General features: G+C 57.6%; 12 protein-coding genes. All 12 read left to right on the top strand.

The window, feature by feature from the left end:
* Positions 1-97: 97 nt before the first annotated feature.
* Positions 98-616 carry an antiterminator LoaP gene (gene loaP, locus C1A15_RS15130; RefSeq protein ID WP_245865050.1) on the top strand — a complete coding sequence of 173 codons (519 nt, stop codon included), beginning with the start codon at positions 98-100 and terminating at the stop codon, positions 614-616.
* Between the two features lie 37 nt (positions 617-653).
* Complete coding sequence (locus tag C1A15_RS15125) at positions 654-1,478, top strand: dTMP kinase (protein ID WP_219618199.1); 825 nt, start codon at positions 654-656, stop codon at positions 1,476-1,478.
* Positions 1,475-2,413, top strand: a complete 939-nt coding sequence (locus C1A15_RS15120; protein ID WP_219618198.1) for a sugar transferase — start codon at positions 1,475-1,477, stop codon at positions 2,411-2,413. The genes C1A15_RS15125 and C1A15_RS15120 overlap by 4 nt, the downstream gene beginning before the upstream one ends.
* A complete protein-coding gene (locus C1A15_RS15115) occupies positions 2,410-3,285 on the top strand; it encodes an NAD-dependent epimerase/dehydratase family protein (protein WP_101723333.1) in 876 nt (291 codons plus the stop codon). Before C1A15_RS15120 ends, C1A15_RS15115 begins: the two co-directional genes overlap by 4 nt.
* Positions 3,282-4,532, top strand: a complete 1,251-nt coding sequence (locus C1A15_RS15110) for a glycosyltransferase family 4 protein (protein WP_101723332.1) — start codon at positions 3,282-3,284, stop codon at positions 4,530-4,532. The genes C1A15_RS15115 and C1A15_RS15110 overlap by 4 nt, the downstream gene beginning before the upstream one ends.
* Positions 4,516-5,568, top strand: a complete 1,053-nt coding sequence (locus C1A15_RS15105) for a polysaccharide biosynthesis protein (protein ID WP_101723331.1) — start codon at positions 4,516-4,518, stop codon at positions 5,566-5,568. Before C1A15_RS15110 ends, C1A15_RS15105 begins: the two co-directional genes overlap by 17 nt.
* Positions 5,565-6,755, top strand: coding sequence for a polysaccharide biosynthesis C-terminal domain-containing protein (locus C1A15_RS15100; RefSeq protein ID WP_101723330.1), 1,191 nt, complete (start codon positions 5,565-5,567; stop codon positions 6,753-6,755). Before C1A15_RS15105 ends, C1A15_RS15100 begins: the two co-directional genes overlap by 4 nt.
* 2 nt (positions 6,756-6,757) lie before the next feature.
* Positions 6,758-7,900 (top strand): UDP-N-acetyl glucosamine 2-epimerase, encoded by a 1,143-nt coding sequence (locus tag C1A15_RS15095; RefSeq protein ID WP_101723329.1) that lies wholly within the window; start codon positions 6,758-6,760, stop codon positions 7,898-7,900.
* A 3-nt stretch (positions 7,901-7,903) separates the two neighbouring features.
* The gene (locus tag C1A15_RS15090; protein ID WP_101723328.1) at positions 7,904-9,004 is read left to right on the top strand and encodes a glycosyltransferase; all 1,101 of its coding nucleotides are present in this window, start codon (positions 7,904-7,906) and stop codon (positions 9,002-9,004) included.
* Position 9,005: 1 nt separating this feature from the next.
* Positions 9,006-10,334, top strand: coding sequence for a hypothetical protein (locus C1A15_RS16895; RefSeq protein ID WP_146001871.1), 1,329 nt, complete (start codon positions 9,006-9,008; stop codon positions 10,332-10,334).
* Positions 10,335-10,405: 71 nt separating this feature from the next.
* Complete coding sequence (locus C1A15_RS16890; protein WP_146001870.1) at positions 10,406-11,620, top strand: lipopolysaccharide biosynthesis protein; 1,215 nt, start codon at positions 10,406-10,408, stop codon at positions 11,618-11,620.
* Between the two features lies 1 nt (position 11,621).
* Complete coding sequence (locus tag C1A15_RS16885; RefSeq protein WP_180953118.1) at positions 11,622-12,761, top strand: glycosyltransferase; 1,140 nt, start codon at positions 11,622-11,624, stop codon at positions 12,759-12,761.
* Positions 12,762-12,791 lie beyond the last annotated feature (30 nt).

Genomic DNA, 12,791 nt, shown 5'->3' with positions numbered 1-12,791 from the left:
GCGTTCCGGATCGATCAAGAGGATGCATATCGTTGTTGCGTTTTGGCCGAATGGCTAGGGCGAAGCCGTATCTTCATTTCGTCTTGCCAGGGAGGTGATGGCATTGTGGTACGTCGTGCAAACGGTCGGCGGCCAGGAAAAGCACGTGCTTGACCTGGTCAACAAGCTCGTCGACGAAGAGCTGATCCAAGAATCCTTCATCCCCCAATATGAAGTCAAGAAGCGCATTCAGGGCGTATGGAAACTGCGCACCGAAGTGCTGCTGCCTGGCTATATTTTCGTCATCACCGATCAACCCGGGAAACTGCGGGAAGCGCTGCGAAGCGTGCCCAAGTTCACCAGACTCCTCGGCAACAACGATGTGTTCACGCCTCTTGACGATCAAGAAGCCGCCTTCATCAACGCGTTCACCCAACCTGGCCACCGCGTGGTCGAGTTCTCGAACGGTGTGATGGAAGGAGACGAGATCGTGATCCTCAACGGCCCGCTCATGAACCAGACGGGCCTCATCAAGAAGCTCGATCGCCACAAGCGCCTGGCGTATCTGGAGATGGAGATTCTTGGCCGTATGAAAACCATCAAAGTCGGATTAGAGATTGTTCGAAAAAAACCCTGACAACTGTATAGATGTAACCGCCGGCGGAGCCGCCGCGTTGGCAGACGACGACTTCGCGTCAGCGGGGGAGAGCGCCTCGAGCGCCCCGGAGATTTCCACGCCCCCAAAGTCTGATAAGCGCGGTTATGTAAAGTCGAGCGAAACCCTCGGGGATACGGCCGGCGGGCGCCCGTCCCGGGGCCGCCTGATCGTCGTCGAGGGCCTCGACGGTTCCGGCAAGGAGACCCAGGCGAACCTGCTCCGGGCCAGCCTCATCGAGCGCGGCGTCGACCTCCGCTCGGTGTCCTTCCCCCGCTACGACAGCGCCTCCTCGGCCCTCGTGCGCATGTACCTGGGCGGGCGGTTCGGCCCGAGCCCCGACGACGTCGGCGCCTACGCCGCCTCCGCCTTCTACGCCGTGGACCGCTACGCCTCCTACAAGGAGGACTGGGGCGCGTTCTACGAGGCGGGCGGCACCGTGCTCGCCGACCGCTGGACCACCTCCAACGCCGTCCACCAGTGCTCCAAGCTCCCCCGCGCCGAGTGGGACGGCTACCTGGAGTGGCTGTTCGACTTCGAGTACCGGCTCCTCGGCGTCCCCGAGCCCGACCTCGTGGTCTACCTGGACATGGATCCCGAGGCCAGCGCGCGCCTCGTGGAGGAGCGCTGCGAGCGTGAGGGCGTCGCGAAGGACATCCACGAGGCCGACGCGGCCTACCTGGCCCGCTGCCGCGAGGCCGCGGGGTTCTGCGCCGGGCGCGGAAGCTGGGCCCGGGTGGAATGCGCCCCGAACGGCGAGCTGAGGGCGATCGAGGACGTGCACGAGGAAGTGCTGGGTCTCGCCGAAGCGCTCCTGGAAGACGAGGGAAGGGGCTCCCGATGACGGAGGGGTTCGCGATGGGCGACGGCATGGCGGACGGAACGCTCGCGATCGGCGACGACGGCTTCGCCGAGGCGGTCATGGAGTCCGACAACGTGCTCAGCGAGAAGGCGCACGGCGGCAACGACGCCTGGATACGCGGGGAGGTCGCGGAAGCGTCGGCCGTGCTGGCCGCGCGCAACCTCGCCCACGCCAACGCCGTGTCCGGGCCGGTGCATCCGAGGAGGACGCTCTACCTGCGCTTCGGCAAACGGGTCCTCGACGTCGTCCTCTCGGGGGCCGCGCTGCTGCTCACGCTGCCCGTCAACGCGGTCCTCGCCGTGCTCACCTACCGCGACGTCGGCTCGCCCATCTTCTACGTCCAGGAGCGCACGGGCAGGGACCTGAAGAGCTTCAAGATGGTGAAGTTCCGCAACATGACCGAGGACCGCGACGAGGACGGCGAGCTCCTGCCCCCCGAGGACCGCATCACGAGGCTCGGCCTGTTCGTCCGGAGCCACTCGCTCGACGAGCTGCTGAACTTCTGGAGCGTCTTCAAGGGCGACATGTCGCTCATCGGCCCGAGGCCGCTTCCGGTGGAGTTCACGCCGCACATGACCGAGCGCCACAAGATGCGCTACGCCGTGCGCCCGGGCCTGGAGTGCCCGCGCGTGGGCGACGAGGAGCCCGAGGCGGGCGCCGACTACAGCCACGTCCGCTTCGAGAACGACGTCCGCTACGTGGAGAGCGTGTCCTTCCTCACCGACGTGCGCCTGGCCTTCAGGCTGGTGGGCGTCGTTCTCGGCCGCGGCGGCAGCGGGGACTCGACCGGCACGGACTCGCACTTCGCCGGCTACGACTCCGAGGGGTGCGCCATGAGCCTGGGGCGCCTGAAGGACCCGGCGTGCTACCGCCGCGAGATCCTCGGGATCGACGACGAGGCGGGGGCTGCGGAATGAAGCGCATCCTGATCACCGGGGCGACGAGCTGGATCGGATCGGAGGTGGAGGCGCACCTGGCCACCTTCCCCGGCAGGTACGTGGTCGAGCGCGTCTCCCTGCGCGGCGACGCGTGGAGGGAGCGCTCCTGGGAAGGCTTCGACTCCGTGCTGCACCTGGCGGCCGTCGTGCACGAGGGCGAGAAGGCGGGCGACATGGGCGGTCTTTACGACGAGGTCAACGTGGCGCTGACCTCGTCAGCCGCCCTCAAGGCGAAGGTCGAGGGCGTGCCCCACTTCGTGTTCCTGAGCTCGTTCTCGGTGTACGGCGCCGAGGAGGGAGGCGTGGAGGAGGTCGGCCTCGCCACGGAGCCGCGCCCCGCGACCTTCTACGGCAAGAGCAAGCTCGCTGCCGAGCGCGCGCTCGAGCCGCTCGCGGGCGACGGCTTCGCGATCTCGGTCGTGCGCGCCCCGCTCGTGTACGGCACGGGCTGCGAGAAGGGCAATTTTCCCCGTCTCGCCAAGCTCGCGCGTGTCGTGCCCGTGTTCCCCGACGTCGACAACGTCCGCTCCATGCTCTACTCGAGAAGCCTTGCCGAGCTCGTCCGGCTCCTTGCTGAGGACGGCAGAGGAGGGCTCTTCCTCCCCCAGGACGCCGACCACGTCAACACCTCCGAGCTGGTGCGTCTGCTGGCCGAGGCCCAGGGGCGCCGCGTGCATCTGAGCCGCGCGCTCGGAGCGATCGCCGCCCCGCTTGCGAGCGCGAGCCCGACCCTCGGCAAGCTCTTCGGCGACGCCCGCTACGCTCTCGAGGCCAGCGAATGCGGCTACGGCTACCGCGTGGCGACCCTCGAGGAAGCCGTGAGGGCGTCGGTCGGAGGTGATAGCCGATGAGGGTATTGGCGGTATGCCAATACTATTGGCCTGAGCCGTTCAGCATAGACGACGTCTGCGAAGAACTCGTTCGCCGTGGGCATTCCGTGACGGTGCTGACGGGTTTGCCGAACTATCCCGAAGGATCCATTCCGAACGAATACAAACACGGCCGCAATCGCGAGCAGCGTCGTAACGGCGTGCGAATCGTGAGAACGCCCATCGTCGCACGCGGAGCCAACCTGAGGAAGGGCGGGGCGGTATCGAGGGTCGCGAACTATCTGTCGTATGCGATAAGCGGAAGCCTGAAAGCGCTCGAGATCTCAAACGAGTACGATGTTGTGGTGGTTTTCCAGTTCTCGCCGGTTTTCATGGCGTTGCCCGGGATTCGATACGCCAAACGAGCGAGGGTTCCGCTTCTGCTGTACTGCTTCGATCTTTGGCCGGAAGACATGCTCGCTGGAGGCATGCGGCGAAACGGTATCCCTTTTCGGGTTGTAAAGATGGCGTCAAAGGCAATTTATAGCAAAGCGGATACGATAGCCGTCACATCCCCGGGTTTCGAAACCTACTTTCGCGAATACCTGGAACTGGCTGATCGGCGTTTTTGCTTGCTTCCGCAATACGCCGAGGAGCGATTCGAGCAGATGGATCCTGGCAATCACCTTAAAGACGATGGAACCTGCGATTTCGTGTTTGCGGGCAATATCGGAGAGAATCAGGCCGTCGACGTCATTGTTCGTGCGGCCGCTCTGCTCAAAAACGATCCTGTAATCAGAATCCACGTAGTCGGTTCGGGCTCTCGTTACGAGGAATGCAAGTCCTTGGCGACCGAACTCGGAGCGACGAACGTTGCCTTTTACGGAAGGCAGCCGATCGAAAAGATGCCGAGTTTTTATCGAATGGCGGATGCGATGATCCTGACGCTATCGCGTCCTGCGAACGATTCCGTTGTCACCTCATACACCATTCCGAGGAAAATCCAATCCTACCTGGCTGTCGGAAAACCCTTGATCGTCTCGGCGCCGGGGGCGTCGAGACGGATAGTGCGAGATGCCGCATGCGGAATATGCTGCGCCGCCGAAGATCCCGAAGGTCTTGCCCTTTCGATGAAATCGTTCGTTTCGCTAGATCAAAAAGAAAGAGATGAGATGGGAATCCGATCAAGAACCCTCTACCACAATGTTTTCTCGAAAGAGAAGTTCTTTCGCCGCTTTGAAGAAGAGTTGGAATCGTTGACGAGGATAGCGCATGACAACCGAGCTTAAGGCGCTCGAAGGCAAAACCCTCATGATCACCGGAGGCACGGGCAGCTTCGGCTCCACGGTGCTCCGGCACTTCATGGACTCCGACGTCGGGGAGATCCGCATCTTCAGCCGCGACGAGAAGAAGCAGGACGACATGCGCCACGCGCTCCAGGAGCGCCACCCCGACAAGGCCGCTCGCGTGCGCTTCCACATCGGCGACGTGCGCGACCCCCAGTCGGTGCGCGACGCCATGCGCGGCGTCGACTACGTGTTCCACGCCGCCGCTCTCAAGCAGGTGCCCTCCTGCGAGTTCTTCCCCATGGAGGCCGTGCGCACCAACGTGATCGGCACCGACAACGTGCTGCACGCCGCCATCGATGAGGGGGTGGGCAAGGTTGTGTGCCTGTCCACCGACAAGGCGGCCTACCCGATCAACGCCATGGGCACGTCGAAGGCGATGATGGAAAAGATCATCTACGCCAACGCCCGCAACGGCGCCGGGCGCACCACCATCTGCTGCACGCGCTACGGCAACGTCATGTGCTCGCGGGGCAGCGTCATCCCGCTGTTCATGGACCAGATCCGCCGCGGCGACCCCGTCACCGTCACCGACCCGTCCATGACCCGCTTTCTCATGAACCTCGACGAGGCGGTCGACCTCGTCTGCTTCGCCTTCGAGCACGCCAACCCCGGCGACCTGTTCATCCAGAAGGCGCCGGCGTCGACCATAGGCGACCTGGCCGAGGCGGTGCAGGAGCTGTTCGGCCGCACCGGCACGAACGTGGTGGGCCCGCGGCACGGCGAGAAGCTCTTCGAGACGCTCATGACGCGCGAGGAGCGGCTGCGCGCCGAGGACATGGGCGGGTACTGGCGCGTGCGCGCCGACACGCGCGACCTCAACTACGACAAGTTCACGGTGGGCAGCGAGGTCCGCACCCAGGCCGACGACTCCTACACCTCGCACAACACCGAGCGGCTCGACGCGGCGGCGACCGTCGAGAAGATCAAGACGGCCGAATACGTGCGGGAGGCCCTCGCCGAGGGGCGCGCGCGATGAAGGTGCTGGTGACCGGCGCGAAGGGCTTCGTCGGGCGCAACCTCGTCGAGACCCTCAAATGCGTCCGCGACGGCAAGGACCGTCGCGGACGCTACGCCCCGCTTCTCCCGCTCGAGGTCTTCGAGTACGACCGCGATTCCAGCGCCGCCGACCTCGAGAGGTTCTGCGCGGAGGCGGACTTTGTGTTCAACCTGGCCGGCGTGAACCGGCCGAAGGACTCCTCCGAGTTCATGGAGGGCAACTTCGGGTTCGCCTCCGAGCTGCTGGGGGCGCTCGAGCGGGCCGGGAACCGCTGCCCGGTGATGCTGGCCTCCTCAGCCCAGGCCTCGCTCGAGGGCCGCTATGCGGGCAGCGCATACGGCGAGAGCAAGCTCGCCGGCGAGCGGCTGTTCCGGGACTACGCCGAGCGCACCGGGGCCGACGTCCTCGTCTACCGCTTCCCGAACGTCTTCGGCAAATGGTGTCGCCCGAACTACAACTCTGCGGTGGCCACCTTCTGCAACAACGTGGCGAGGGGCCTGCCCGTCCGCGTGGACGACCCCGCGACCGAGCTGGAGCTGCTCTACGTCGACGACCTGGTGGCCGAGATGCTCGAGGCGCTCCTCGGCAACGCGAGCCGCGGGGACGGCGGGCTCTGCTGGGCCGGCCCCGTCCACCGCGCGACGCTTGCGGAGATCGTGGCGCTGCTCCGCTCCTTCCGCGAAGCGCGGGGGACGCTCGACGTGCCCGACGTGTCGGCTGGCTCCTTCTCCAAGAAGCTCTACTCGACGTACCTGAGCTATCTCGACCCGTCGGACTTCTCCTACGCGTTGAAGGCGAACCGCGACGGGCGCGGCAGCTTCACCGAGGTGCTGCGCACGGTCGACCGCGGGCAGGTCTCGGTGAACGTCTCGCGGCCGGGCGTCGTGAAGGGCCAGCACTGGCACCATACCAAATGGGAAAAATTCTGCGTGGTTTCGGGCGAGGGGCTCGTCCGGCTGCGCCGCGTAGGGGCCGACGAGGGCGGCGAGCCTTACCCGGTCGTCGAGTACCGGGTGTCCGGCGAGGAGCCGGAGGTGGTCGAGATGATACCCGGCTGGACGCACAGCATCGCCAACCTGTCGGACGAGCGGGACCTCGTCACCCTCATGTGGGCCAACGAGCCCTTCGATCCCGAGAACCCCGACACGTACTACGAGGAGGTGTAGCCGTGGGCAAGCTCAAGCTCATGACCATCGTGGGCACCCGCCCCGAGATCATCCGCCTGTCCGAGACGATAAAGAAGTGCGACCGCTACTTCCAGCAGACGCTCGTGCACACGGGCCAGAACTACGACTACGAGCTCAACCAGATATTCTTCGAGGACCTGGGGCTGCGCCAGCCCGACGAATACCTCGACGTCGGCGGCGGCAGCCTCGGCGAGACCATCGGCAACGTGATCGCGCGCTCCTACGAATGCCTCGCCCGCGTGCGGCCCGACGCGCTCCTGATCCTGGGCGACACGAACAGCTGCCTCTCCGCCATCGCGGCGAAGCGCCTGCACATCCCCATCTTCCACATGGAGGCTGGCAACCGCTGCTTCGACGAGCGCCTTCCCGAGGAGACGAACCGCCGCATCGTCGACCACATCGCCGACGTGAACATGTGCTACTCCGAGCACGCCAGGCGCTACCTCAACGCCGAGGGAACGGCCAAGGAGAGGACGTTCGTCACCGGATCCCCCATGGCCGAGGTGCTCTCCGCCCACTGGGATCGCATCGAGGCGTCCGACGTCCTCGGCCGGCTCGGTCTGGAGGACAGGGGCTACGTGCTGCTGTCGGCCCACCGCGAGGAGAACGTCGACGACCCGCGCAGCCTCGATACGCTGTTCGAGGCCGTGAACGGCGTCGCGGAGCGCTACGGCCTCCCGGTGCTCTACAGCATGCACCCGCGCAGCGCCAAGCGGCTCGAGGAGTCCGGGACCGCGCTGCACCCGCTCGTGCGAACGCACACCCCTTTGGGCTTCACCGACTACAACCGTCTGCAGATGGGCTCGTTCTGCACGGTGAGCGACTCGGGCACGCTGCCCGAGGAGGCCGCCTACTTCAGCTCGAGGGGGCTTCCCTTCCCAGCCGTGTGCGTGCGCACCTCCACCGAGCGCCCCGAGGCGCTCGACGCCGGCGCGTTCGTCATCGGATCGATCACCGCGGAGCGCGTCCTGCAGGCCGTCGACCTGGCCGTGGAGGCGGTGCGCTCGGGAGACGTCGCCTCGGACGTGCCCGACTACGTCGACGAGAACGTCTCGACGAAGGTGGTCAGGATCATCCAGTCCTACGCCGGCATCGTGGACCAAATGGTGTGGAGAAAGGGATAGGACGTGAGGTACGTCCAGATCAACAGCTTCTACAACGGGTCGACCGGCACCATCATGCGCAACCTGCACAAGGAGCTGAAGGAGCAGGGAATCGACTCCTACATCTTCTGGGGGCGACGTCACGAGACCATCTCCGATCATGAGATATGCTGCGCTTCGAAGCTCGGCGTGTACGCTCACGGCGCCCTCTCGAGACTGACTGATCGAGCCGGGTTCTACTCGAAAAGAGACACCCGAAGACTGCTCGAACGACTCGAAGCGATAGACCCCGACGTCGTCCACTTGCATAACATCCACGGCTACTACATCAATATCGAGATGCTCTTCGAGTGGCTCGCGAATCATCGCTGCCAGGTGAAATGGACCCTGCACGACTGCTGGGCGTTCACAGGGCATTGTTCGCATTTCACATACGTTGGGTGCGAACGGTGGCGGGACGGCTGCCATGATTGCCCTCAGAAGAAAGAGTATCCGAGATCGTTTTTTGCCGATGCGAGCGAGAAGAACTTCAGCGACAAGAAGCGCCTATTCAATCTCATTCCGGATACGCGAATGGAGATAGTCGTCCCCTCTCGCTGGCTTGCCAACCTTGCGAACCGGTCCTTCCTCTCGAAGTTTTCCACGATAGTGAAGCACAACAAAATCGACTGTTCCGTGTTCAAGCCCACCCCCAATGATTTCCGAGAACGCTACGGTTTGGAGGACAAGTTCGTCATCTTGGGTGTCGCGTCTCCTTGGACGGAGAGAAAAGGGCTGGACGACTTTATTGAACTGAGATCGAGTTTAGATGAAACATTCGCCATAATCCTTATTGGGCTTTCATGGAAGCAGAGGATGCGTCTTCCTGAAGGAATTCTGGGGCTAGGAAGAACGGAAACGCAAAATGACCTGGCTTCTTTTTATACGACTGCCGATGTCTTCTTCAACCCTACGCATGAGGATAACTACCCAACGGTCAATCTTGAGGCAGAAGCGTGTGGAGCCTCAGTAATCACATACGATACAGGAGGCTGCGGGGAGACGATAAAGAGCAACGATTCCCATATTGTACAAGGACTTACTGATGCTATGAGAGTTCTAAAAAAATACGTAGGTAGTGTCTAGCGTGGATAGGCTCAGCAACAGCTTCTTTAGCCTGGCTAATTCTTTTGTAGGATGCATCGGTTTATTTTTAGCTGCGCTTTTTCAGCTTGGTGTACTACCTATCGACGCCCTTGCTTGGTGCCTGGTCATTTTTAGCGTCTATTTTGCATTCAAGGTAAGAAAAAATCGGCAAATTTTGGTAGTCGCCGCCATTATCACTTATGCTTGCTATAGCGTTGCTTCCGCAAATTATATCAATCGCATACCTGATACGGTTTACACCACATTATGGCAAACAGATTTTGCCGAACGTGGAGTGCAAGCACTTCTGATTTTCTTGTCAGTAGTTATTCTCTTTTTGCCGAGAAAAATATTCTACTTTGGATACAAATCCAAACTATTCAGTCGCTCTGAATCAAATACTTTACTAGTTGCGGTTCTAACTTGTGCCTTAATCTCCATTCTGGTTTTTGGATTTGAGCGGCCGGATAGTATCGGTAACGCGCGAGGTGTATCTTCGCCTATTTACGAGTATTCGACGATTTTATTTGTTGTAGCTTTCTATTTCGCAGGGCAATCGAGGTCAGCCAAGGGCATACTTTCTTTCATTTTGCTGTTGTTCGTAATGCAGAATCTTGTTTATGGCGGACGTATCATCGCGCTGCAATTGATGCTAGTTTGGTTTTTCTTTTTCGTTTCGCATGCAACGAATACGAGAACATTAATAATCTCAGCTTTCATTGCCTTGTTTGTTTTCACAGCTGTAGGTAATATGCGTACATCCTTTTTTGTCAGTGATTTTTCGGATGTCTTAAGCAGCCTGACCAGCAATTTTACCAGAGGCTTGGCTTGGGATACTGCTTACTCCGCATGGCATACTTCGCTTACTTTCTATGGTTTCGAGAACACCCCCGCAGGTAACTCGCCCTTGCGCTTATTTGGGGAATGGCTCGCTTCAATTGTTCTCGGCAGCTCAGCTGTTCCTGAATCAAACCTCCCGAGTTTGACAATACAGTATTTCTTTCATAGTTATGGAGGCTTTTTGCCAATTTATTTCGATTACTATTTAGGAATACTGGGGGTTACGTTGATTGCGATATCGATTTCAACATTGATCTCGTGGATCAACAAAAGCTCGGATCAAAGAGCTCGTTGTACGAATCGGACAACCGGGGACTTCGGCAGATTATGTTGCCTTTATGTGGCTGTCACCGTTCCAAGATGGTTTTTATACTCACCTTCGCAAATCACTCGTGGTCTTTTGATTTGTATGGCAGTTTGCGCAATATTACTTTGGCTCGATAAAAACATGAGTCGAGTACTGAACAGGTCTTTGGGAAATATAACATAGAGTTATTCAATAAAATCGAGGCATTAATCCTTCTAATGTTCAATTTGAAAAATAAGCAAATAGTTGAAGACATGGCTACAAATATCGTTTCATCAATGTTGCCAGTCATCATCATACAATTGATAATTCTTCCATCCATAAATCATATTCTAGGATCTAAAGAATACGGCTTAATAATTACGCTAATAAGTATCCTTTCCCTTTTTGCAGCTGTTTTCGGCAACACTTTGAACAATGCGCGGCTTATCGTCCAAAGCAAAGACGATGCAAGCAAGTACCAGGAAAATTTTCTTTTTCTGACTTGCATTTTAGGCATGTTCACATTTGTCTGTGTTGCTATCGTTTCGAGTATTTACTCAGATGGTTCTCTCGGCTCTCTAGATATTGTCGGCATAGCGAGCGCAGCTGTTCTCATGTTTCTGAATAGTTACTATTTGGTCGCTTTTCGTCTTAGTATTGAGTATAAAAAAATACTAGTCAGTAGTATTTTTTTAGCAATAGGCTTACTTCTCGGTTTGGCGGTTTTCAATTTATTAAAACTCTGGTGGATGGCATATATTTTAGGTTACGGGCTAAGCTTTATCTACGTTTTTAGGAATGGCGGATTGCTTGATGACCCATTCCGTATCACTCCTCACTTTTTGAAGCTATGTAAGATCGAAACCATTCTGGTTGCTAGCTCTTTGCTAGGAAGTCTTATGCTCTATGCGGACAGGATGCTGCTCTATCCATTACTTGGTGGAACTGCCGTCTCGCTCTACTTTGTGGCTTCACTCGCTGGAAAGATGCTTTCTATGGCGACCGGGCCTATATCAGGCGTGATCTTGAGCTATCTGGTAAAAGGCGGCCGGTTAAGACGAGCAGTTTTGAGAAAGTGCGCCTTGATCCTTTTTCTTATCACTGTCATCCTCCTTCTGCTTTGTATACTTGTGAGTCGCCCTATGCTATCAGTTTTGTATCCCGACCTTGTTGGAGACGCCATGCAATATGTTCCGATCCTGTCAGCGGTGGCTGCGATTAATTCAGCTTGCGGTTGCGTGAATCCTATTGTTCTCAGATTTTGTAATCTCAGGTGGCAACTTGGTTTGAACGCCATAAATGTTGCGACGTATGTACTTGCTTCTTTTTCGTTATTCTATGCGTTCGGTCTGCTGGGGTTTTGCATTGGGGCACTAATTGCTGCTTCGTTGAAACTCCTACTTTCTGTTGGGGCATGTTACGCCAATAAGCAATCAATGCTAGCAGAATATGAGCCGACGCCAAATGTCGATAGTAAGGAATACTAGAATGCGTTTATTGCATGTCGGGCTGTCCTCTCATTTTACTGATGGCATGACATACCAAGACAACATGCTGGTTGAGCAAAATGTTCGTGACGGACACACCGTTATGTATGTAAGCGACTGTCAGAGCTATAGCAACGGAAGGCTTGTTCGTGTTGCACCGGGCATCCAAATTCTTAGCTGTGGTGCGACGCTGATTAGGCTTCGATTCGCCGGATGGCCAGCCTTTCTTGCGGAAAAGATCCAGTTAGCCCTAGGTTTGAAAAACATATTGGACACCTTCTCGCCGAACGTAATTCTGTATCACTCTCTTGCAGGTGTTGAACTGCTCGCAGTCTCTGAATATGTTGGATCGCATCCGGATATTCGGCTATTCGTCGACACGCATGCTGATTTCAATAATAGTGGAAGAGGGCCAGTTTCAAAAAGAGTCCTGCATGCGTTTCTTTATAAAAAAATCGTTCAAAGATCATTGCCGAATATCACCAAAGTGCTTCCGATCGCTTGCAGCTGTTTGGACTTCGCAAGCAAAATATACGGCGTCCCTTCCGATAAAATGGAGTTGTTTCCCCTTGGAGGACGTTTGATTCCTGACAATGAATACCTTCCGATTCGCGAGCGTCTCCGAAAAAACTGGAGAGTAAAAAGCTCGGACATCATCTTCTTCCATTCTGGGAAACTGGACTCATTGAAAAAGACGCAAGATGTATTGATCGCGTTTAGCCAGGTCAAGGCTTCCAACTTTCGTTTATATCTTGCCGGATCGGCTGACGAACAAATCAAAACGGCAATTGTGGAAGCGGTAAAAAGGGATAATAGGATAGTTTATCTCGGATGGGTAGAGGGCTCTGCTCTCTTGGAATGCCTTTGCGCATGCGATGTGTATGTGCAGCCTGGTAGTGTTTCCGTTAGTGCCCAGTCTGCCACCTGTTGTCGTTGCGCCTTGATTCTATTTCCACATCCTGACTATCAGGCGATATACGAAGATAGCTGCCTTTACGCCAGCAACAAAGGGCAGATTATCGACATTCTATGCGAAATTGCACAGGGAAATGTGGATATCGAGCTGCTAAGCAGACGTTCATACAACGTTGCAATCGAAAAACTAGATTATGAAAAATTGGCTGCACGATTGTACGAATAAAAAAAGTCGGAGTTATGCAATGCCTTTCTT

The organism is Eggerthella timonensis (assembly GCF_900184265.1).
Taxonomy (GTDB): domain Bacteria; phylum Actinomycetota; class Coriobacteriia; order Coriobacteriales; family Eggerthellaceae; genus Eggerthella; species Eggerthella timonensis.
The sequence above is the reverse complement of the archived record's forward strand: the minus strand, read 5'-3'. Positions and strand labels throughout refer to the sequence as shown.

Bases quoted from the DNA above. Each gene is read 5' to 3' on its own strand.
- loaP (WP_245865050.1), top strand. From the start codon at position 98: ATGGCATTGTGGTACGTCGTGCAAACGGTCGGCGGCCAGGAAAAGCAC.
- C1A15_RS15120 (WP_219618198.1), top strand. From the start codon at position 1,475: ATGACGGAGGGGTTCGCGATGGGCGACGGCATGGCGGACGGAACGCTC.
- C1A15_RS15115 (WP_101723333.1), top strand. From the start codon at position 2,410: ATGAAGCGCATCCTGATCACCGGGGCGACGAGCTGGATCGGATCGGAG.
- C1A15_RS15110 (WP_101723332.1), top strand. From the start codon at position 3,282: ATGAGGGTATTGGCGGTATGCCAATACTATTGGCCTGAGCCGTTCAGC.
- C1A15_RS15105 (WP_101723331.1), top strand. From the start codon at position 4,516: ATGACAACCGAGCTTAAGGCGCTCGAAGGCAAAACCCTCATGATCACC.
- C1A15_RS15100 (WP_101723330.1), top strand. From the start codon at position 5,565: ATGAAGGTGCTGGTGACCGGCGCGAAGGGCTTCGTCGGGCGCAACCTC.
- C1A15_RS16890 (WP_146001870.1), top strand. From the start codon at position 10,406: ATGGCTACAAATATCGTTTCATCAATGTTGCCAGTCATCATCATACAA.
- C1A15_RS16885 (WP_180953118.1), top strand. From the start codon at position 11,622: ATGCGTTTATTGCATGTCGGGCTGTCCTCTCATTTTACTGATGGCATG.